The sequence below is a fragment of the Cedecea lapagei genome, assembly GCF_900635955.1.
Lineage (GTDB): Bacteria > Pseudomonadota > Gammaproteobacteria > Enterobacterales > Enterobacteriaceae > Cedecea > Cedecea lapagei.
Window position 1 is genome coordinate 704258 of record NZ_LR134201.1, and the last position, 22239, is coordinate 726496.

Here is a 22239-nt window from a genome sequence, read left to right on the forward strand (position 1 = left end):
ACGGGCAGAGAAGAAGTGTTATTCTGTACCGCTCTTTTCCACTGAAGTATGAGGTTTCCATGGAGCGCCAGAAGCTGGTTCGCCGCCATTTACTCACCCTTGAGCAGATCCTGCGCGATCACTCCCTCTGGCAGGGCCTGCCTCCCGATCCTGCGGCATTTGAGAGCACCCAGCCTTTCTGTCTGGATACGCTGCAGCCACATGAATGGCTGCAATGGGTGTTGATTCCTCGTATGAACGCCCTGCTGGATAGCCAGCATCCGCTGCCTGAAGCCTTTGCCATCGCGCCGTATTTCGAAATGGCGCTGGAGCCTACGCACAGCGTTCGCGAGCCGCTGCTTGCCGTTCTGCTTGAGCTGGACGCCTTGTTTGACGTGGAACAGGGCTGATGCTGGAGATTATTTACCAGGATGAGTGGCTGGTTGCGGTAAATAAGCCGTCGGGCTGGCTAGTGCACCGCAGCTGGCTGGACAGGCACGAAAAAGTGGTGGTGATGCAAACCGTTCGCGATCAGATTGGTCAGCACGTCTTTACCGTGCATCGCCTCGACCGGCCAACATCCGGCGTACTGCTGATGGGGTTATCCAGCGAGGTCGGACGCCTGCTGTCTCAACAATTTGAGCAGCACCAGATGCAGAAACGCTATCATGCCGTCGTGCGTGGCTGGCTGCAGGATGAAGCCGTTCTGGATTATCCGCTGGTTGAAGAGCTGGATAAAATCGCCGATAAGTTTAGCGACCAGGATAAAGGACCGCAGCCCGCGGTGACGCATTACCGGGGCTTAGCAACGGTCGAAATGCCGGTGGCCGTAGGGCGTTATCCTACTGCTCGCTACAGTCTGGTGGAGCTTGAGCCAAAGACCGGCCGAAAACATCAGCTTCGCCGTCATCTTGCGCATCTTCGCCACCCAATAATTGGCGATTCCAAACACGGAGATTTGCGCCAAAACCGCGGTGCGGCGGAGCATTTTGGCTGCCAGCGGCTGATGCTGCATGCCAGCCAGCTCTCGTTAAATCATCCCGTAACCGGGGAGCCGCTGACGCTGACAGCGGGTCTGGATGAGACCTGGATGCAAATGCTGACAAACTTTGGCTGGCGCGGCCAGCTGCCGGCTGTGGAAAATAGTGAGTGCGATCCGGCGAGCTGCCAGGATGAGCCTTGTCTCTAATTCTTAAGGAGTTACCGATGGCCGAAGTGGGTATTTTTGTAGGCACGATGTATGGCAACGCGCTGTTAGTGGCGGAGGAAGCCGAAACCATTCTGAAAAAACACGGGCATCAGGCAAAGGTGTTTGAAGATCCCGATCTCACGGAGTGGCAGTATTACCGCAACCATTATGCGCTGGTGGTGACCTCCACGACCGGACAGGGCGATCTGCCGGACAGCATTGTCCCGCTGTTCCAGGCCATTAAAGATCAGTTGGGGTATCAACCTGAGCTGCATTACGGGCTGATTGCCCTCGGCGACAGCAACTACGATCGTTTTTGCGGCGGCGGTAAGCAGTTTGATGCCCTGCTGCAGGAGCAGGGGGCAACGCGCATCTCGGACGTGCTGACGATCGACGCCAATGACCATCCGGAGCCTGAGATCGTTTCCGGCCCTTGGGTTGAGCAGTGGGCGACTTTACTGAAATGAGTGAAGGCAGTGCGGGCAAGTCTCGCTTTCCCGCACTGCAAACGTCTTAGTTCAGCGTCGTGTCATGATCGCGGCGATAGGCGCCGGGAGAGGTGTTGAACCTTTTCCCGAAGGTACGGGTAAAAGATTGCTGCGAATCAAAGCCGTAGCGTATTGAGATATCGAGGATTTTATCCTCGGTATTTTTCAGATCTTCCGCCGCCAGCTGCAGCTTGCGCTCACGGATATAGGCGCCGAGGCTTTTCCCAGCCCAGTCGGAGAACATCCGTTGCAGATACCATTTCGAGTAGCCGGACTGCCTGGCGACTTCATCAATACGCAGCGGACGCTGCATGTTGCCATCGACCCACTCAAGCAGAGATTCCATAAAATCTTTAGGCATGGACATATCATCTCCTTCGACATCTTGCTCGTTCGATAATTGATAGTGCTATTCCCACCAGGCGTCGAAAGCCTGGCGTGTTTGACTGACTTCCAGTATTTGCCCCATTTCCGGCGTAAGCAGGCGGTAGCTGCGGCCCACGCTTGCGGCAGCGATGCGGCGGAAGGGCTCGTCCCAGCTATGGTTTGCCAGCGCAAATCGACCCGCATGCCCCGGCACCATGGTTTTAGCGCCCAGCTCTTCCGTTGCCTTTGCGGCTTCTTCCGGCATCATGTGAATGTACTTCCAGCCTTCGTCGTACTGGCCGTTTTCCATAATTGCGAGATCGATATCGTTAAACTGCTCGCCGATTTGCTTAAAGTGTGGGCCATAGCCGGTGTCGCCGCTGTAATAAACTTTCCGCTGCGGGGTGACCAACATAAAGCTGGCCCACAGCGTTTTGTTGCCGTTTAAGCCTCGGCCTGAGAAGTGGCGGGCCGGCAGAGCGTGGATCGTTAACGCGTCATCAATGGAGACTTTTTCCTGCCAGTCGAGCTCATGAATAAGCGCTGGTTCAAAGCCCCACGCCTCAAGGTGTGCGCCAACGCCAAGCGGCGTCACGATCTGTTTAATTTTTGGTTTTAGCGCGCGCAGCGTGGGGTAATCCAGATGATCCCAGTGATCGTGAGAGATAACCAGGGTATCGATTTCCGGCATATCTTCCGCTCGCCACGGATAGTCGCCCGCAAACGCCTTGTTCAAAAAAGCGAAAGGCGCAGCGTAGTGGCTGAACACCGGATCGATAAGAATGCGTTTGCCTTCGAGCTGGATAAACCACGACGAATGCCCAAGCCACACCACCAGATCCTGCTGCTTATCAAGCGCAGCCAGATCGGTTTCGATCAGCGGCAGAGGGCGATCGGGTTTCACCGTATCTGGACGGGAGGAGAAGAAATCCCACAGCGCCGCCAGCCGACCTCGTTTGTCGGTCATCATCGGCGTCTCCTGCTGATTGTGGAACTTGCCGTCACGGTACTGAGGCGACTGCTCAATGCGTTCGAGACGGCTGCCCTGCGGCAATTTGCCGAATTCAGTCACCGGGAACAGCGCAGCGCTGGTGGCAGTAAGGCCTAATAACATAATCACGACCATGAATTTTAGGGTTAACGAACGCTTGCCCGAATGAGCGGCAGCCATAAAGGGTTCTCTTAGAAATCGTGCGGTTCACGTTGCTATTGAGTGAGTAAACACTCATTATAGACGGGCGAGGTCAACCGTCAATAAATTTTACGGTATGATAAAGAACATAACGTTCAGCGATCGCGGCGATCGTGATGGCTGAAATCCCTATCCCTGCAGATAACTGGCTTGTGAGGAACTGTGGCTCGTCCAAAAAGTGAAGATAAACGATTAGCATTACTCGATGCGGCTACCGACGCGATAGCGGAGCTGGGACTGGGGGCGGCAACGTCTTTAATTGCCAGAAAAGCAGGCGTGGCCGAAGGGACATTGTTCCGCTATTTCCCGACCAAAGACGAGTTGCTTAATGCCGTTTATCTTCATCACAAGCAAGACCTCGGCAGCATGCTGATGAAGACCTACGATAGGCATGCGCTGAGTAAAGAGCGCTCCAGAACGGTGTGGGGAAACTATATCGACTGGGGGCTGGTGAACATCAATGCCCGCAAAGCGATGCGCCAGCTTGCGGTATCCGGCAAGATCACGCCTGACACGCTGGAGAAGGTTTATCAGGCCTACCCGGATCTTCGCGAGCTGTCGAAGGAATGCGTCACCAACGAGGCGCTGACCGGCATTGAAACGGCCTTTGCCGACGCCATTTTTTTTGCGCTTGCGGAAACCACCATGGAGTTCGCGGGACGGGATGCCTCGCGCAGAGAGGAGTACAAGTCAGCGGGCTTTGACGTCATGTGGCGGGGGATGACCAAAGGTTAAGCCGCTGCCTGTTTGGTCGAAAAGATAAAGAGGGATGCCGGGCATTCCCTCTTTGTGTGTAGTTCCGCGATCAGCCCTGGTACTGCTTCGCCTCACGGGCAACGTTATCCATTTCGTCCAGCAGCTCCAGAATTTCAGGCTCCATCTCCTCCGGTGCTACGCCGTTGCGTAACTCGTGCTCCAGCGTCTGGCAGAGCTTTTTCATGCGCGGAACGCCGCTGTAGCTGCAGCTCCCGTGCAGCTTGTGAATAATATCGACCAGCCCTTCTGGTTTGTCACCCACCAGCTGTTCTTCGAGGATATTTCTCACTTCCGGCAGAAACTCCAGCAGCATTTCAAGCATCTCACGCGCCAGGTCTGCTTTGTTGGCGGCCTGATGCAGGGCCAGGTTCCAGTCCAGCGTTTTATTGATGTTAATCGCCGGAGGCGGCGGCTCTTCCCGCGGCGCAGGAACCTGCCCGATGTTGCCGGGATGGTAGCGCATCAGCAGGCGATGCAGTTTTTCCTCTTCAATCGGCTTAGCCAGATAGTCGTTCATGCCGGCGCTCATCAGCTTCTCCTTTTGCCCCGCCAGCGCGTGAGCGGTAACGGCAATCACCGGGGTTTGCTGATGGTGCGGCAGCTGGCGAATCAGTTCGCAGGCCCGAATTCCGTCCATCTCCGGCATTTGAATGTCCATCAAGACGATATCAATATTCATTTGCCTTGCGCGTTCCAGCGCCTGCGACCCGCTTTCGCACAGCACGACCTGCTGAACCCGGTCTTCCAGCAGCGCGCCGATCAGCTTCAGGTTTGCAGGGTTGTCGTCCACCGCCATCACCGCCATCGGCAGCTTGTTACTCTGCTCAATAAACGGCAGCGTCAGATTCGTTTTAGGGCAGCTTTCAAGCAGCATCGGGAACAGGCGGGTGGAGGTAATGGGTTTTATCAGGCAGCCCGCAACGCCCTGGCGTTTGAGCTCTTCCGCACCCACCTGGGTATGACAAGGTAGCGCCAGAATCAGGCAGTCTGACATGGTCACTGCCTTGGCGAGCTTTGGGTTCTCCAGCGTGAGCGTTTCCGTAAAGGTGACGGGAATGCCGCACAGCAGGATATCAAAATGCTCGTCGGGCAGCCCGGACAGCGACGGGCTGTGGATCACTTCCAGCGGCGTGTTCTGCAGCAAATTCAGCGTGCTTTGCGCGGCGGTGGCGTTCGGCTCAACGTAGCCGAGACGTTTCCCCGCCAGCTTGTCCATCGCCTGCCTGTCATTGACGGCGTTCGGGTTCAGGTCGAGGCTGATATGGAACCAGAAGGTTGAACCACGATTAGGTTTGCTGTGGAAGGAGATATCGCCGCCCATCTCATTGACCAGTTTCTGGGTGATAACCAGCCCCAGTCCCGTACCGCCGTGGCGGCGCGAGATACTCGCATCTGCCTGACGGAAGGCCTGGAAAAGACGCGACTGCTCCTGCTCAGGGATGCCGATACCGGTATCGTGGATCTGCATCTCAATCTGAACCTTGTTGTTCCCCTCGGCTCGTTTTTCCACCAGCAGATCGATATTGCCGGTTTCGGTAAACTTAATGGCATTGCCCACCAGATTGGTGACGACCTGCTGCAGGCGCAGAGGGTCGCCAATCACATTGTCCGGGACGTCATTTTTGATGTTTAGCGTCAGCTCAAGGCCTTTGTCGTGGGCGGAGTGCGCCAGCAGCGTCACCACTTCATCGAGGGTGTTGCGCAGCGGGAACGGAATAGACTCCAGCATCAGCTTGCCCGCTTCGAGCTTGGAGAAGTCCAGCACGTCGTTAATGATGGTGAGTAAATTATTGGCCGAGCGTTCAATGGTGTAGAGATGGTCGCGCTGGGTCGGGTTCAAATCCGTTTTTAACGTCAGACGGGTAAAACCAATCACCCCGTTAAGCGGCGTACGCAACTCATGGGACATATTTGCCAGGAATTCGGATTTAATGCGGGCGGCTTCCTGCGCGCGCTTCTTGGCAAGATCGAGCTCCACGTTCTGAATCTCCATCTGTTCGAGGGTCTCGCGCAGGTCGGAGGTAGCCTGGTCAACGTTGTGCTGCATCTCTTCGTGGTAGGCGGTCAACGACATCGCCATCGAATTAATGCCGTTTTTCAGCATATCCAGCTCGCCCAGCATAAAGCCTTCAACCCGGCTGTCGAGCTGGCCGCGGCGGATGCGGTCAACGGTATTCACCATGTTGCGAATTGGCCCGGTGACGTCGCGCATCAGCCGGTAGGCGAACAGCATTGCTATTCCTATACAGAACAGCATCATCAGCGTGGAAATGAAAATTTCGCGGTACTGCTGAAGCCGGACCGATTTGAGATCCAGCTCCATAGCGACATAGCCGAGCATGCTGTTGCCCTGCTTGACGCTGGCTTCAGCGGACTCATCCGGCGAATACCTCTCCGAAATAATCGGCATGCGCAGGATCATCAGGTCGCCGATTCGGCTCACAGTGAGATCGGTCGGCAGCTTTTCGCCATCGGGCAGCCTCAGGCGCGCCGCGTTGTGCTGAAAATTAGAGGTGACGAACAGGTTGTTGCTGTCATCGTAAATTGAAATGCCGCGCACGATCTCCGAATGGCGTCGGTGCAGCACGCTGACCAGCTGGCGAATTGATTCCCGGCTGTGGAAGTTCATTCCATACTCGCTGGAGACCGCCAGCGGTTCGATAATGCTGGCGCCGGCATCCTCCAACTGGCGCTGCAAGTCATTGTAACGATGGACAACGAAAAAGATGCTGAGCAGCAAGCCGACCAAAAGCGTCGGGGCCAGGATCAGGATCATCATACGTGCACGCAGGCTGTAGTTGGTCATGGGGTTCCGATATGGGACAATAAAAGCAACAGTGGCATTTGAGAACACATCTACTTACATCATGGCGCAATTCTACTCTGCAAAGCGACGCGATACGAATCGTGAATTAATAACCGTGACCGTCAACGACCTCGATCCGTTCGGTCAGGGCGTTGCGCGTCACAAAGGCAAAGCGCTCTTTATTCGCGGCGCATTACCCGGCGAACAGGTTGAGGTTCGCATTACTGAAGATAAGCGTAGCTACGCTCTGGCTGAGGTAAAGCGCCGCTTAAACGACAGCCCGGAGCGGGTAAAACCACGTTGCCCGCACTTTGGCGTCTGTGGCGGCTGCCAGCAGCAGCACGCAAGCGTCGCGCTGCAGCAGGAAGCGAAGTCTAAAGCCCTTGGGCGGATGATGGGTGAGCGCGAACATCCTCGTCAGGTAGACGAAATTATTTCCGCCGCGCCATGGGGATACCGTCGTCGCGCACGGCTGGGGTTGAATTATCTGCCGCGCACGCAAACCTTACAGATGGGTTTTCGTAAGGCGAGTGATAAAGCGCTGGTGGATATTCACCATTGCCCCGTGCTGGCGCCCCGGCTTGAAGCATTGCTTGAACCGCTGCGGCAGTGTCTGTCGGGATTAAGTATCGTTAATCGCCTTGGCCACGTGGAGCTGGTTCTCGCCGACGGCGGGCCGCTGATGGTGCTGCGCCATCTGGCGCCGCCCGATGAGGATGACCGGAAAAAACTGGAACAGTTTTCGCATTCCCACGAAGTGGCGCTATTTCTTGCGCCTGACAGCGACAATCTGGAGTCGCTGGCAAAGGAAGAGCCCTGGTATCACTCAGACGGGCTACGCTTAACCTTTAGCCCGCGGGACTTTATCCAGGTTAACGATGCGGTAAACCAGCAGATGGTCGCCCGGGCTATCGAGTGGTTGGAGGTGCAGCCGGAGGATCGGGTGCTAGATTTGTTCTGCGGTATGGGGAATTTTACCCTGCCGTTAGCAAAACGAGCCTCGGCGGTAGTGGGCGTTGAGGGTGTTGCTGCGCTGGTGGCGAAAGGTGAATATAATGCTCAGCATAATTCGCTGAAAAACGTGACGTTCTTCCATGAAAATCTGGAGGATGAGGTGACGCGTCAGCCGTGGGCGCAACAAGGATTCACTAAAATATTGCTCGACCCGGCGCGCGCCGGTGCGGCGGGCGTTATGCAACACGTTATCAAGCTGGCGCCGAGTCGCGTGGTGTACGTATCCTGTAACCCCACCACGCTTGCGCGCGACAGCGAAGCGTTGCTGGCCGCAGGGTATCAAATTAAGCGACTGACTATGCTCGATATGTTCCCCCACACCGGGCATCTGGAGTCTATGGCGCTCTTTGAGCGTATTTAAAGCGGTTAATCAGGTCTATTTGCCTGAGTGTTAGCCCGACAGGAGAGGATAATGGTTGCGGTAAGAAGTGCACATCTCAACAAAGCTGGCGAATTTGCGCCCGAAAAATGGATTGCAAGCCTCGGGATTTCAAACCAGCAGTCGTGTGAACGCTTAGCCGAAACCTGGGCGTATTGTGAACGCCAGACCAAAGGACATCCCGACGCCGAGCTGCTGCTGTGGCGCGGGGTAGAGATGGTCGAAATCCTCTCGATGCTGAGTATGGATAACGATACTCTTCGCGCCGCGCTGCTGTTCCCGCTGGCGGATGCCGGCGTGGTCAGTGAAGAAATAATGCTGGAAAGCGTTGGCAAGCAGATTGTGACGCTGATTCACGGCGTGCGCGATATGGACGCTATCCGCCACCTGAAGGCGACCCACAACGACTCTGTATCTTCCGACCAGGTGGATAACGTTCGCCGAATGCTGCTGGCGATGGTGGATGATTTCCGCTGCGTGGTGATTAAGCTTGCCGAACGAATTGCTCATCTGCGCGAAGTGAAGGATGCGCCGGAAGACGAGCGCGTGCTCGCCGCCAAAGAGTGTACCAATATCTACGCGCCGCTGGCGAACCGCCTCGGCATCGGCCAGCTCAAGTGGGAGCTGGAAGATTACTGCTTCCGCTATTTGCACCCGGCGGAATATAAGCGCATCGCAAAACTGCTGCACGAGCGCCGTATCGATCGCGAGCAGTATATTGACGATTTTGTTGCCACGCTGCGCGCTTCGATGAAAGAAGAGGGCGTGAAGGCTGAGGTTTATGGCCGGCCGAAACATATCTACAGCATCTGGCGTAAAATGCAGAAAAAGCACCTCGCCTTTGACGAGCTGTTTGACGTACGTGCTGTGCGCATTGTCGCTGAACGCCTGCAGGATTGTTATGCCGCGCTGGGGATAGTCCATACTCATTTCCGCCACATGCCGGACGAGTTTGATGACTATGTCGCCAACCCGAAACCGAACGGCTACCAGTCTATTCATACCGTGGTGCTTGGCCCTAACGGCAAAACGATCGAGATTCAGATCCGCACCAAGCAGATGCACGAAGAGTCCGAGCTGGGCGTTGCCGCGCACTGGAAGTACAAAGAGGGCAACGCACGCAGCGGCAGTTCTGGTCATGAAGATCGTATCGCGTGGCTGCGTAAGCTTATTGCCTGGCAGGAAGAGATGTCCGATTCCGGCGAGATGCTCGACGAGGTCCGCAGCCAGGTGTTTGACGATCGCGTCTATGTGTTTACGCCGAAGGGAGACGTTGTCGACCTGCCTGCGGGCTCGACGCCGCTGGACTTTGCCTACCACATTCACAGCGATGTGGGGCACCGCTGCATCGGGGCTAAGATCGGCGGGCGCATCGTGCCGTTCACCTATCAGCTGCAGATGGGCGATCAGGTTGAAGTGATTACCCAGAAGCAGCCTAACCCGAGCCGCGACTGGCTTAACCCAAACCTGGGCTACATCACCACCAGCCGCGGGCGCGCGAAGATCCATAACTGGTTCCGCAAGCAGGATCGGGATAAGAACATTCTCGCCGGGCGTCAGATCCTGGATAACGAAATTGAGCATCTGGGGATCAGCCTGAAAGAGGCGGAAAAAACGCTGCTGCCGCGCTACAACTTCAACGAAATTGAAGAGCTGCTGGCGGCTATCGGCGGCGGGGATATTCGCCTCAATCAGATGAGTAACTACCTGCAGGCGCAGTTCAATAAGCCAAGCGCCGAAGAGCAGGATGCCGCCGCGCTGCGCCAGCTGAAGCAAAAAACTTATTCACCGCCGCAGTCCAGCAGTAAAGATAACGGGCGCGTGGTTGTTGAGGGTGTAGGTAATCTTATGCACCACATCGCCCGCTGCTGCCAGCCGATCCCCGGAGATGAAATCGTTGGTTTCATCACCCAGGGGCGTGGGATCTCGATTCACCGTGCGGACTGCGATCAGCTGGCCGAGCTGCAGTCCCATGCGCCGGAGCGCATTGTCGATGCCGTCTGGGGAGAGAGCTATTCCAGCGGCTATTCGCTGGTGGTTCGCGTGACGGCCAACGATCGTAGCGGCCTGCTTCGCGATATCACCACGATTCTGGCGAACGAGAAGGTCAACGTGCTTGGCGTTGCCAGCCGCAGCGATACGAAGCAGCAGCTGGCCACCATCGATATGACCATTGAGATCTACAACCTGCAGGTGCTTGGACGCGTGCTGGGTAAACTAAGCCAGGTGCCGGACATTATCGATGCCCGCAGGCTGCACGGCTAATTTATTGCCCCTGGCCTCGCAGAGAACCATTCTACTCAATCCCGTCCCCTCTCCGTTTAGGAAGAGGGGACGGTGAGGGTAAAAAAACAAGGAATAACAATGACTCAAATCGACCGCCTGCTTGGGATCATGCAGCGCCTGCGCGATCCTGAAAACGGCTGCCCGTGGGACCGCGAACAGACCTTTGCCACCATCGCCCCTCATACCCTCGAAGAAACCTATGAAGTGCTCGACGCCATTAACCGTGAAGATTTTGACGATCTGCGCGGCGAGCTTGGCGACCTGCTGTTCCAGGTGGTGTTTTACGCGCAGATGGGGCAGGAAGAAGGGCGCTTCAACTTCGAAGATATCTGCCGTGGTATCAGCGACAAGCTTGAGCGCCGCCACCCGCATATCTTTGCTGACGGTGACGCCGCGACCAGCGGTGAAGTGCTGGCGAAGTGGGAGCAGATCAAAATTGAAGAGCGTGCGCAGAAGGCCCAGCACTCAGCGCTGGACGATATCCCTGAAGCGCTGCCTGCGCTGATGCGTGCCCAGAAAATCCAGAAACGCTGCTCAAACGTCGGCTTTGACTGGAAGACGCTTGGCCCGGTGCTGGATAAAGTGCACGAAGAGATCGACGAAGTGATGTTTGAAGCCCAGCAGGTGGTGGTGGATGAGGCGAAGCTGGAAGAGGAAGTGGGCGATTTATTGTTCGCTACCGTTAATCTGGCGCGCCATTTGGGAACCAAAGCCGAAGTGGCGTTACAAAAAGCTAACCGAAAATTCGAGGCGCGTTTCCGAAAAGTGGAGGCAATTGTCGCCGCCCAGGGGCTGACGATGGAGCAGGCCGGGCTGGAAATCATGGAAAATGCCTGGCAGGAAGTGAAACGCCAGGAAACTGATATCTAACGTGTTTTTGCTATCAGCTGCACTTTTTGGCGCTTTTTATTTAACAACCGATTGATTTGCGTCAAAAACATTTATCGCGGAAGGGCTATTTTCTTAGCCTGACTGCGGTGCCGGATTGATTTCCGGGGAACAGAATGAATGTTTGTGGCGCCCATGCTGTTCGGGTATACTACTTTCCCGTCCTGGTTATTCCATCGTCTTTAAACCTAACTTCTCAGGTTCAGCATGACAACGAACTATATTTTTGTGACCGGCGGGGTCGTTTCCTCTCTGGGTAAAGGCATTGCCGCAGCCTCCCTCGCAGCTATTCTTGAAGCCCGTGGCCTCAACGTATCCATCATGAAACTCGATCCGTACATCAACGTCGATCCGGGTACCATGAGCCCTATTCAACATGGGGAAGTGTTCGTTACCGAAGACGGCGCTGAAACCGATCTGGATTTGGGTCACTACGAGCGTTTTATCCGTAACAAGATGAGCCGCCGTAACAACTTCACCACCGGCCGTATCTACTCTGACGTTCTGCGTAAAGAGCGCCGTGGTGACTATCTTGGCGCGACCGTGCAGGTTATCCCGCACATCACCAACGCCATTAAAGAACGTATTCTGGAAGGTGGTGAAGGCCACGACGTGGTGCTGGTTGAAATCGGCGGCACCGTCGGTGACATCGAGTCCCTGCCGTTCCTTGAAGCGATTCGTCAGATGGCGGTAGAAGTGGGCCGCGAGCACACCCTCTACATGCATCTGACCCTGGTGCCTTACATGGCCGCAGCCGGTGAAGTGAAAACCAAACCGACGCAGCACTCCGTAAAAGAACTGCTCTCCATCGGTATCCAGCCAGACGTGCTGATCTGCCGCTCTGACCGCGTTGTGCCGGCCAACGAGCGCGCGAAGATTGCATTGTTCTGTAACGTTCCGGAGAAAGCGGTAATCTCTCTGAAAGACGTCGATTCTATCTATAAAATTCCAGGCCTGTTGAAATCACAGGGGCTGGACGATTATATTTGTAAACGATTCAGCTTGAACGCACCGGAAGCCAATCTGGCAGAATGGGAACAGGTTATCTATGAAGAAGCCAACCCAACGGGCGAAATCACCATCGGTATGGTTGGCAAGTACATTGAACTGCCGGATGCCTATAAATCGGTGATTGAAGCGCTGAAGCACGGCGGGCTGAAAAATCGCCTGACCGTGAACATCAAGCTGATTGATTCACAGGATGTTGAAACCCGTGGCGTAGAGCTGCTGAAAGGCCTGGATGCTATCCTGATCCCTGGCGGCTTCGGCTACCGCGGCGTTGAAGGCAAAATTGCCACCGCTCGCTATGCCCGCGAAAACAACATCCCTTACCTGGGTATTTGCCTGGGTATGCAGGTTGCGCTTATCGAGTTCGCCCGTAACGTGGCGGGCATGGATAACGCCAACTCGACTGAATTTGTGCCAGACTGTAAGTACCCTGTGGTGGCGCTGATCACCGAGTGGCGCGATGAAGAAGGCAACGTTGAGGTCCGCAGCGAGAAGAGCGATCTGGGCGGCACCATGCGCCTCGGCGGGCAGCAGTGTCAGCTGACCGACGGCAGCCTGGTTCGTGAGATGTACGGTGAGCCAACTATCGTTGAACGCCATCGCCATCGCTATGAAGTCAACAACATGCTGTTGAAACCGATTGAAGCAGCTGGTTTACGTGTTGCAGGTCGTTCCGGTGATGACCAACTGGTGGAAATCATTGAGGTGCCAAACCATCCGTGGTTTGTTGCCTGCCAGTTCCACCCGGAATTCACTTCGACTCCGCGTGACGGGCACCCACTGTTTGCAGGCTTCGTGAAAGCCGCCGGTGAGTACCAGAAGCGCCAGGCGAAGTAAGCAGAGTTAGAACGGCAACGCGCGACATTCTCGCGCGTTGTTTGTCTGGAGTTTTAGTTTAACGTTGTGACTTGAGGAAAACCTACTATGTCCAAAATTGTGAAAGTGATCGGTCGTGAAATCATCGACTCCCGCGGTAACCCGACTGTTGAAGCCGAAGTTCACCTGGAAGGCGGTTTCGTTGGTCTGGCAGCGGCACCATCAGGCGCTTCTACCGGTTCACGTGAAGCTCTGGAACTGCGCGATGGCGACAAATCTCGTTTCATGGGTAAAGGCGTACTGAAAGCTGTTGCTGCGGTTAACGGCCCTATCGCTGAAGCCGTGCTTGGCAAAGATGCTAAAGACCAGGCTAACATCGATAAGATCATGATCGATCTGGATGGTACCGAGAACAAATCCAAGTTTGGCGCTAACGCTATCCTGGCGGTTTCTCTGGCTGCTGCTAAAGCCGCTGCTGCCTCTAAAGGCCTGCCGCTTTACGCTCACATCGCTGAACTGAACGGCACCCCAGGCAAATACTCTATGCCTCTGCCTATGATGAACATCATCAACGGCGGCGAGCACGCTGACAACAACGTTGATATTCAGGAGTTCATGATTCAGCCTGTTGGCGCGAAAACCCTGAAAGAAGCGGTACGTATCGGTTCTGAAGTGTTCCACAACCTGGCTAAAGTGCTGAAGTCCAAAGGCATGAACACCGCTGTGGGTGACGAAGGCGGCTACGCGCCTAACCTGGGTTCTAACGCAGAAGCGCTGGCTGTTATCGCTGAAGCGGTTAAAGCCGCGGGCTACGAGCTGGGTAAAGACGTTACTCTGGCGATGGACTGTGCAGCGTCTGAGTTCTACAAAGACGGCAAATACGTGCTGGCCGGCGAAGGCAACAAAGCGTTCACTTCCGAAGAGTTCACTCACTTCCTGGAAGAGCTGACCAAACAGTACCCAATCGTTTCTATCGAAGACGGTCTGGACGAATCTGACTGGGCTGGTTTCGCATACCAGACCAAAGTGCTGGGCGACAAAATCCAGCTGGTGGGTGACGATCTGTTCGTCACCAACACCAAGATCCTGAAAGAAGGTATCGATAAAGGTATCGCTAACTCCATCCTGATCAAATTCAACCAGATCGGTTCCCTGACCGAAACTCTGGCTGCGATCAAAATGGCGAAAGACGCTGGCTACACTGCGGTTATCTCTCACCGTTCCGGCGAAACCGAAGACGCGACCATCGCTGACCTGGCTGTGGGTACCGCTGCAGGCCAGATCAAAACTGGTTCTATGAGCCGTTCTGACCGTGTTGCTAAGTACAACCAGCTGATTCGTATCGAAGAAGCACTGGCTGCACAGGGCACCCCAGCGCCGTTCAACGGCCTGAAAGAAGTTAAAGGTCAGTAAGTTCTTACTGCTGCTTTAGACTTTGCAAAACCCGCTTCGGCGGGTTTTTTTTCGTCTGTCGGATAACCCCATTCCCCTGCAAGCCTGTTTAAAACTTAATAGTTGCACTCTCCTTTTATGAGGGCCAGGCTAATCTGAACATTCACAACAGGTCAGGAGACCGATTATGAAAGCAGCAATTGTGAGTCAGAACCATTCAGTCGATATCATTGATAAACCCGTGCGCGCGCTGGAGCATGGTGAGGCGCTGTTGGCTATGGAGTGCTGTGGGGTATGCCATACGGATTTGCACGTTAAAAATGGAGACTTTGGCGACGTCACCGGTACAACGCTGGGGCATGAAGGCATCGGCGTTGTGAAGGCGATCGGGCCTGGCGTCAGCTCGCTGAAGGTAGGCGATCGGGCAAGTGTAGCCTGGTTCTTCCGCGGATGTGGTCACTGCGAATATTGTAATTCCGGTAATGAAACGCTGTGCCGCAGCGTAAGCAACGCAGGCTTTACCGTGGATGGCGGTATGGCCGAAGAGTGCATCGTGGTGGCGGACTACGCCGTTAAGGTTCCGGATGGCCTGGCTTCGGCGGAAGCGAGCAGCATTACCTGTGCCGGGGTCACCACCTATAAAGCGGTGAAGGTGTCCCATATCAAACCGGGCCAGTGGATAGCTATCTATGGTTTAGGCGGTCTCGGCAACCTCGCGCTGCAGTATGCCAAAAACGTCTTTAACGCCAAAGTGATTGCGATAGACGTCAACGACGCTCAGCTTGAGTTTGCCAAAGAGAGCGGTGCCGATCTGGTGATCAACTCCCGCCAGGAAGATGCGGCAAAAATCATTCAGGAAAAAGTAGGCGGCGCCCATGCTGCGGTAGTGACTGCCGTTGCAAAAGCGGCCTTTAACTCTGCCGTTGACGCCGTACGTGCCGGTGCCCGCATCGTGGCCGTTGGCCTGCCGCCGGAGTCCATGAGCCTCAACATTCCCCGTCTTGTTCTGGACGGTATCGAGGTCGTGGGCTCGCTGGTCGGCACGCGCCAGGATCTTACAGAAGCATTCCAGTTTGCCGCTGAAGGCAAGGTTACGCCGAAGGTCACGCTGCGTCCGCTGGAGGACATAAACGCTATCTTCCATGAAATGGAGAGCGGCAGGATAAAAGGCCGCATGGTCATCGATTTTAAACTGAAAAAATAAGCAATAAGGCCGGGACGATCCCGGCCTTTACGCCCCCATCTTCGACATCGCCATCGGGTGATACGCAGGCCGCGTGTTCGCCGAGAGAAGGTTGAGTCCTCTGAAATAGCTGCGACCTGTCGGTATTAGGGTCCCCTGTGGTCGTGAGCGGCGGGCGATTCATTCAGTCTGTGCTTAAAACATGATCTCAGCCAGCAGTTCTGCGATAATCGCTTTTTGCGACTATGACCGAGATGATTATGCAGTACCCGATTAACGAGATGTTCCAGACCCTGCAAGGGGAAGGCTATTTTACCGGCGTGCCCGCCATTTTTATTCGTCTGCAGGGTTGCCCGGTAGGCTGCGCCTGGTGCGATACCAAACATACCTGGGATAAGCTCGCGGATCGCGAAGTTTCGCTGTTCAGCATCCTGGCCAAAACCAAAGAGAGCGACAAATGGGGCGCCGGAAGCGCCGAAGAGCTGCTGGCGGTGATTGGTCGTCAGGGCTACACCGCGCGCCACGTGGTGATCACCGGCGGTGAACCCTGCATTCACGATCTCACCCCGCTGACCCATCTGCTGGAGAAAAACGGTTTCAGCTGCCAGATAGAAACCAGCGGCACCCACGAAGTACGCTGCACGGCGAACACCTGGGTGACGGTTTCCCCGAAGGTCAACATGCGCGGCGGCTACGATATTCTCTCCCAGGCGCTGGAGCGTGCGGATGAAATTAAGCATCCGGTAGGGCGCATGCGCGATATTGAAGCCCTCGACGAACTGCTTGCCACCCTGACGGATGAGAAGAGCCGCATCATCGCCCTGCAGCCTATCAGCCAGAAAGAGGACGCGACTCGCCTGTGCATTGAAACCTGCATTGCACGCAACTGGCGCCTGTCGATGCAGACGCACAAGTATCTGAATATCGCCTGATGCGTTAAGCCGGGCGCAGTAAAGGCTCCCGGCTTTCAGCGCGTGGTTAAGCGTTGGACCAGCTTTGAATGGCGTCTTTGTTGTCCAGATCGCCGTGCAGCACCTGATACGATTTTTTCAAAATGACATCGGTATGCTGCGTCAGCTCCCTGAAGATCCCCTTGTTTAGCGCCTCATAGCGTTTAGCGTTGCTTTCTATCGGCATAAAGACATCTTTGACCCGCACCATTTTTCCAACAGCAGTCTCATAGCTGGTGTACAGCCCCAGCCCGACGGCGGTATTGATGGCGGCGCCCAGGCTGGCACAGCCGTTGATGGCGTTACGCCTGACCGGCAGATTGAACACGTCGGCAAAGATCTGCATAAACAGGTCGCTGTTGGAGCCGCCTCCCGTGATGATCAGATGTCTGGCAAAGCGATCAATCTCAGTGCACATATTGTCGTAGTTGTTTTTCAGCGTCAGGGCGATGCTTTCAAGAATGGAGCGATAAATCCACGCGTAGTCCATGCTGGAATCAAAGCCAATCATGATCCCGCGCTTGAACGGCTCCCACGGGTTGGTCAGCCAGTCCAGCACCGTCATCAGGCCGTTGCAGCCTGGCGGCACCAGCGCGGCCTTCTTATTCAGCAGTCCTTCCGGCGACAGGTTTTGCGCTTTTGCATCCTGAATCAGCGACTCGCCCAGCATGTCCCGCAGCCAGCTCACCGTCCACATCCCTTTACGAATACCGTAACCTTCATACAGCAGCGTTTCCGGAATGGAGGACATAATGGGCCACCAGGCCACAGGCGCGTTTGGCAGCGTTTTGCCGCTCATCATCAGTGCGATATAGGTGCCAAGAGAAATCACCGCCGTCTCGTCATCCAGCAGCCCGGCGCCGAGTGCCTCTACCGGTTTGTCGCTGGTGGTACAAACCACCGGCAGGCCAGCCGGGAAGCCCGTTGCCCCCGACGCTTTCTCCGTGATATTGCCGATGACCGTGCCCGGCATTTGCACGTCAAACAGCATGGCGCGCGGTATGTTGAATTTCTTCAGCACTTCGTCATCGTCGCTCCAGGACCACGTTTTGTAATCCACCGGCCACTGGCCAAAATAGTTGGCGATATTGTCCTTAAACTCGCCGGTTAAGCGGTGCGAGAGATAGCCTGAAAAGGATGTCACCCAGGCCACATCAGGGTTGGTGTGCTCGTAGGGGCGGGTGACGCGGGCATCCTGCCAGCTGATCAGCGGCTCTGCAGGAGTGCCATCGGCTTTTAATAATGCGCGGCAGCACCGTATGGAGCCGAGGCCAATCCCGACGATGGCGCTCTTGTCGCCGGTGAAATGGCTCATCAAATCCTGCCCGGCGCGGCACAGCGAGTCCCACAGGTCGTCGTCGGGATGCTCGGCGGTATCCGCGTCTGGCGTGTGCATCGGCTGAAGCTGCCCCTTACCTTCGCAGACGATATTGCCCTCCAGATCGTACATCACCACTTTTGTACTCTGGCTTCCACCATCAATCCCAATGATGTATTTCTTCGACATTGCCTTTCTCCTTCAATTTTCCCTCATCGCTCGCCCGTTGCGGCCAGCGATGCCAATTTTTCCTGTGCCAGGTCGGCTGCACGAATCTTTCGAATCAGCAAAAAGGCAAACACGATAACCATGCCCAGCGCGACTAATCCCATCAGCCACATATTGCGATAGGCCTCCTCAGGAGGGAGGGTGTCCTGCCAGTAGCCGACAACAGGGTAAACGAACACGTCCGGCAGAAAGCCAATGACCGAGCAGATACCCACGGTCGTCCCCATAATCCAGGAGGGCGTTCTGGCTTCACCGGGACAGGCCCAGTAAAGCCCACGTGAGGCGTAGCAGGTGAAGCCCAGCAGCAGAATAAGGCCAATGCCCATGGCGACAGACTGTGGATTGGCATTTGTCGCCAGTAGCGCAGCCAGTGCTAGGGCTCCGACGATAGAAAGCAGCTGTACAACTCGCGTTGGCGACTTGATTCTGCTGTAGGTGGTAATAATGCCGCCAAGCGGGCCACAAATGGCGCGGAAGATTTTATTTATCACGATGCCCATGTAGCTGGCGGCCACCAGCGACATGCCATACATCTCCGTCAGATAGTTGGTGGAGTAGCTCAGGATGGCATAAATCGTATAGACCCCGAAGATCACCATGCTGCAGTACCAGGTGGTGCTGATGCGCAAAACGGAGAGGATATCTTTCAGCTGGAAGGCCGGTTTTTTAGCCTCCTGTGCCGCCTCCGTGCGGCCGGTAAAACCGTCGCTGACGAAGAACCAGCACAGCACGCCGAGGGCGATATACACGCCGCTGTAGATAAGGATGACGGTTCTGAGGCTGTTAGCATCTTCCGGAGCGAAGCGCGAGAACGCCCACATGGTGAAGACTGCCAGCGCCATTACGCCGACGCCGCGCAGGCCCTCCATCCAGCCCATAATTTTGCCCTGTTCGCTGTGATCGCCCAGCAGGGAAGCGGCCTTGATGGAGACCGACCACAGCATCAGAATGGTGGTCACGGCGAAAGCGACCTGAATAACGATCATCACCCACAGAGGGGGGTAGAAGGCCATAACGATACCCAGCAGGCCGGTAGCAATCATCGCCAGGGTCATCATTATGCGGTGGGAGAACTTGTCGGCAATAATTCCGCTGGGCGCGTATAGAATAATTGCGGTTATTCCGAAAGTGCTCATAATTAAGCCTATTTCGATATTGCTAAATCCCATAAATTTTGCCATCGGGATTTGATAAATATACCTTAAATAAGCAAGGTCAAAACTTACACCACCACTGATACTTATTATTGCCAGCGTTAGCCAGCGACGAAAATTTGAATCACGCATGGTGTGCTCTCAGTCATTAGGGTTGTTAAAGACAAAAAAAAGAGAAAAGCAACCAATCCCCGCCAGGGGCTGATTACTTTTCTCATGGGCTCTAGTAATTGCGGAGATTATTATCATGCAGCACGCTTTTTTAGTGTGAGAAATATCACGCTATGGATTTTCATCAGCAATAATTTTGCCTTTAAAGCTTCTCGTTAATGAGTTGTGAGATTGATCACATAACGCCCTCCGCCGCTGTGATACTTATTTTAGCCAGTTACTAGAGACGATGAGAAAAGTAACTTCCCTTTCGGGGGGAGCTTGCTTTTCTCATTTTTTTTGCGTTTAAAAAACTTAAGGGGTTCATCATGTCGCTCAGCGCACTCAACGAATTCTCACTGGACTTCTTCTCGCTAAAAGGGAAGACGGCGATTGTCACCGGCGGTAACAGCGGGCTGGGGCAGGCGTTTGCCATGGCGCTGGCGAAAGCCGGAGCGAATGTGTTTATTCCAACGGTGGTGGAGGAGAAAGGCGAAACGCGTCAACTTATTGAGCAGCAAGGGGTAAAAGTTGCTTTTATGACCGTTGATATTACGGAGAAAGGGGCACCGGCCCAGGTCATCGCCCAGTGTCTGGAAACCTTTGGCTCAGTGGACATCCTGGTCAATAACGCCGGCATCTGTAAGCTCAACAAGGTGTTGGACTTTGGTCGCGCCGACTGGGACCCGATGATCAACATCAACCTGACCGCAGCGTTCGAATTAAGCTACGAAGCGGCCAAAGTGATGATCCCGCAAAAACACGGTAAAATCATTAATATCTGTTCATTGTTTTCTTATCTTGGCGGCCAGTGGTCTCCCGCATATTCTGCGACAAAACACGCGCTGGCCGGCTTAACAAAAGCCTATTGTGATGAATTAGGTCAATATAATATTCAGGTGAACGGTATAGCGCCGGGCTATTATGCCACCGATATTACTACTGAAACTCGCAAAAATCCGGAAACCAATAAACGCGTACTTGACCATATTCCGGCAAACCGCTGGGGCGAAACTCAGGATCTGATGGGGGCGATGGTTTATTTATCCAGTCGCGCCTCGGATTATGTCAATGGTCATTTATTGGTGGTCGATGGTGGTTATTTAGTCAGGTAATTCTCGCAGGGTGGTTCCTGCTTTCTCTTATTTCTATCTGTATTCCCTTATTTGTCAGGAAGGAGTTGTCATGTCTTTATCTCGCGAAGCCATTGTGGAGCAATTAAAAGAAATTGTTGGCCCACAGCAAGTTATTACCGATGAAAAAGTATTACAGAAAAACAGTATCGACCGGTTCAGAAAATATGCGGATATTCATGGCGTGTACACTCAGCCGCTGCCGGCCGCGGTGGTGAAACTGCAGAGCGCTGAGCAAGTTTCGAGCGTGCTGGCGTTTCTGAACAGCAACCGGGTCACCTGTATTCCGCGCACCGGGGCTTCGGCAACGGAAGGGGGTCTGGAAACCGTGGTGAAAAACTCCGTGGTATTGGATGGTTCCGGGCTGAACAAAATTATCGATATTGATATTGAAAACATGCAGGCGACCGCCCAGTGCGGCGTGCCGCTGGAAGTGCTGGAAGATGCGCTGCGCGCAAAAGGCTACACCACGGGCCACTCTCCTCAATCCAAGCCGCTGGCGCAGATGGGGGGGCTCGTCGCAACGCGCAGTATCGGCCAGTTCTCAACCCTGTACGGCGCAATTGAGGACATGGTGGTTGGCCTGGAGGCCGTATTCCCCGATGGCAGCATCACGCGCATTAAAAACGTGCCGCGCCGCGCGGCTGGCCCTGACATCCGCCACGTGATTATCGGCAACGAAGGAGCGCTCTGCTACATCACCGAAGTGACGGTAAAAATCTTTAAATACATGCCGGAAAACAACCTGTTCTACGGTTACATTCTCGACAACATGAAAACCGGCTTCAACATCCTGCGGGAGGTGATGGTGGAGGGGTATCGCCCGTCAATTGCCCGCCTGTATGACGCTGAAGATGGCACCCAGCACTTCACCCATTTTGCCGACGGTAAATGCGTGCTGATCTTTATGGCGGAAGGCTCTAAGCGCCTGGCCGAGGCGACCGGGGCTGGTATCGAAGAGATTGTTGCCCGCCATCCGGAGTGCAGGAAGGTGGACAGCAAGCTTATCGAAACCTGGTTTAATAACCTGAACTGGGGGCCAGATAAAGTGGCTGCCGAGCGGGTGCAGATCATGAAAACCGGCAACATGGGCTTCACCACCGAAGTGTCCGGCAGCTGGAGCTGCATTAATGAGATTTATCATAATGTGATCGAGCGCATTCGTAACGAGTTCCCTCACGCTGGCGACATCACTATGCTGGGCGGCCACTCTTCCCACAGCTACATCAACGGCACCAACATGTACTTCGTTTACGACTACAACGTGGTGGACTGCAAGCCGGAAGAAGAGATCGACAAGTACCATAACCCGCTAAACAAAATCATCGTGGAAGAGACAATTCGCCTTGGCGGATCGATGGTACACCACCACGGGATCGGTAAACACCGCGTGCACTGGTCGAAGCTGGAGCACGGCACGGCGTGGCCTATCATGCAGGGCCTGAAGGATCAGTACGATCCGAACGGCATCATGAATACCGGCACAATCTGGCCGATTGAAAAATAACTCTACCGGTCGGCGCTCAGGTGCCGACCTCTTCATTTACGGATCGACAAAGGAATA

General features: G+C 54.8%; 18 protein-coding genes. 13 read left to right on the top strand and 5 right to left on the bottom strand.

The genetic code is table 11. The features are described 5' to 3' along the window. Positions 1-59: 59 nt before the first annotated feature. From EL098_RS03545 to EL098_RS03555, 3 genes are read left to right on the top strand one after another with little or no spacing between them, the layout of a single operon-like run. Positions 60-389 carry a YqcC family protein gene (locus EL098_RS03545; protein WP_126354828.1) on the top strand — a complete coding sequence of 110 codons (330 nt, stop codon included), beginning with the start codon at positions 60-62 and terminating at the stop codon, positions 387-389. Continuing rightward, the gene (truC, locus tag EL098_RS03550; RefSeq protein ID WP_126354830.1) at positions 389-1168 is read left to right on the top strand and encodes a tRNA pseudouridine(65) synthase TruC; all 780 of its coding nucleotides are present in this window, start codon (positions 389-391) and stop codon (positions 1166-1168) included. Before EL098_RS03545 ends, truC begins: the two co-directional genes overlap by 1 nt. Before the next feature lie 17 nt (positions 1169-1185). Continuing rightward, positions 1186-1635, top strand: coding sequence for a flavodoxin (locus EL098_RS03555; protein ID WP_126354832.1), 450 nt, complete (start codon positions 1186-1188; stop codon positions 1633-1635). 46 nt (positions 1636-1681) lie between these two features. On the opposite strand, the gene EL098_RS03560 is transcribed toward EL098_RS03555, so the two are convergent. Next, positions 1682-2023 (bottom strand): helix-turn-helix domain-containing protein, encoded by a 342-nt coding sequence (locus tag EL098_RS03560; RefSeq protein ID WP_126354834.1) that lies wholly within the window; start codon positions 2021-2023, stop codon positions 1682-1684. A gap of 42 nt (positions 2024-2065) precedes the next feature. Next, a complete protein-coding gene (locus tag EL098_RS03565; protein ID WP_126354836.1) occupies positions 2066-3193 on the bottom strand; it encodes an MBL fold metallo-hydrolase in 1128 nt (375 codons plus the stop codon). A 183-nt stretch (positions 3194-3376) separates the two neighbouring features. Here EL098_RS03565 and EL098_RS03570 point away from each other — a divergent pair, with 183 nt between their 5' ends. Further along, on the top strand, positions 3377-3949 hold the full coding sequence (locus EL098_RS03570) for a TetR/AcrR family transcriptional regulator (protein ID WP_126354838.1): 573 nt from the start codon (positions 3377-3379) through the stop codon (positions 3947-3949). A gap of 70 nt (positions 3950-4019) precedes the next feature. Here EL098_RS03570 and barA read toward each other — a convergent pair whose 3' ends face one another. Next, positions 4020-6776 (bottom strand): two-component sensor histidine kinase BarA, encoded by a 2757-nt coding sequence (barA, locus tag EL098_RS03575; protein ID WP_126354840.1) that lies wholly within the window; start codon positions 6774-6776, stop codon positions 4020-4022. A 61-nt stretch (positions 6777-6837) separates the two neighbouring features. Between barA and rlmD the strand changes: the two genes are divergently transcribed. The 7 genes from rlmD (at position 6838) to queE (ending at position 16674) form a co-directional block, all read left to right on the top strand. Next, positions 6838-8151: a 23S rRNA (uracil(1939)-C(5))-methyltransferase RlmD gene (gene rlmD / locus EL098_RS03580; RefSeq protein ID WP_126354842.1), complete on the top strand. Its 1314-nt coding sequence runs from the start codon at positions 6838-6840 to the stop codon at positions 8149-8151. Between the two features lie 51 nt (positions 8152-8202). Further along, positions 8203-10434: a GTP diphosphokinase gene (gene relA / locus EL098_RS03585; protein ID WP_126354844.1), complete on the top strand. Its 2232-nt coding sequence runs from the start codon at positions 8203-8205 to the stop codon at positions 10432-10434. A gap of 99 nt (positions 10435-10533) precedes the next feature. Beyond that, positions 10534-11325 (top strand): nucleoside triphosphate pyrophosphohydrolase, encoded by a 792-nt coding sequence (gene mazG / locus EL098_RS03590; RefSeq protein WP_126354846.1) that lies wholly within the window; start codon positions 10534-10536, stop codon positions 11323-11325. Positions 11326-11550: 225 nt separating this feature from the next. Beyond that, entirely contained in the window at positions 11551-13188 is a 1638-nt protein-coding gene (gene pyrG, locus EL098_RS03595) for a glutamine hydrolyzing CTP synthase (RefSeq protein ID WP_126354848.1), read from the top strand. An 87-nt stretch (positions 13189-13275) separates the two neighbouring features. After that, on the top strand, positions 13276-14580 hold the full coding sequence (gene eno / locus EL098_RS03600; protein ID WP_126354850.1) for a phosphopyruvate hydratase: 1305 nt from the start codon (positions 13276-13278) through the stop codon (positions 14578-14580). Between the two features lie 166 nt (positions 14581-14746). Next, positions 14747-15763 (top strand): alcohol dehydrogenase AdhP, encoded by a 1017-nt coding sequence (gene adhP, locus EL098_RS03605; RefSeq protein ID WP_126354852.1) that lies wholly within the window; start codon positions 14747-14749, stop codon positions 15761-15763. 239 nt (positions 15764-16002) lie between these two features. Further along, positions 16003-16674 carry a 7-carboxy-7-deazaguanine synthase QueE gene (gene queE / locus EL098_RS03610; protein WP_126358342.1) on the top strand — a complete coding sequence of 224 codons (672 nt, stop codon included), beginning with the start codon at positions 16003-16005 and terminating at the stop codon, positions 16672-16674. Between the two features lie 46 nt (positions 16675-16720). Here the strand turns inward: queE and EL098_RS03615 are convergent, their stop codons facing one another. Together EL098_RS03615 and EL098_RS03620 are read right to left on the bottom strand one after the other, a co-directional pair. Then, entirely contained in the window at positions 16721-18199 is a 1479-nt protein-coding gene (locus tag EL098_RS03615) for an FGGY-family carbohydrate kinase (RefSeq protein WP_126354854.1), read from the bottom strand. 23 nt (positions 18200-18222) lie between these two features. After that, positions 18223-19524, bottom strand: a complete 1302-nt coding sequence (locus tag EL098_RS03620) for an MFS transporter (RefSeq protein WP_126354856.1) — start codon at positions 19522-19524, stop codon at positions 18223-18225. A gap of 347 nt (positions 19525-19871) precedes the next feature. On the opposite strand from EL098_RS03620, the gene EL098_RS03625 reads away from it, so the two are divergent. After that, positions 19872-20657 carry an SDR family oxidoreductase gene (locus EL098_RS03625; RefSeq protein ID WP_039287198.1) on the top strand — a complete coding sequence of 262 codons (786 nt, stop codon included), beginning with the start codon at positions 19872-19874 and terminating at the stop codon, positions 20655-20657. Between the two features lie 70 nt (positions 20658-20727). Further along, positions 20728-22182 (top strand): FAD-binding oxidoreductase, encoded by a 1455-nt coding sequence (locus EL098_RS03630; protein ID WP_126354857.1) that lies wholly within the window; start codon positions 20728-20730, stop codon positions 22180-22182. Positions 22183-22239 lie beyond the last annotated feature (57 nt).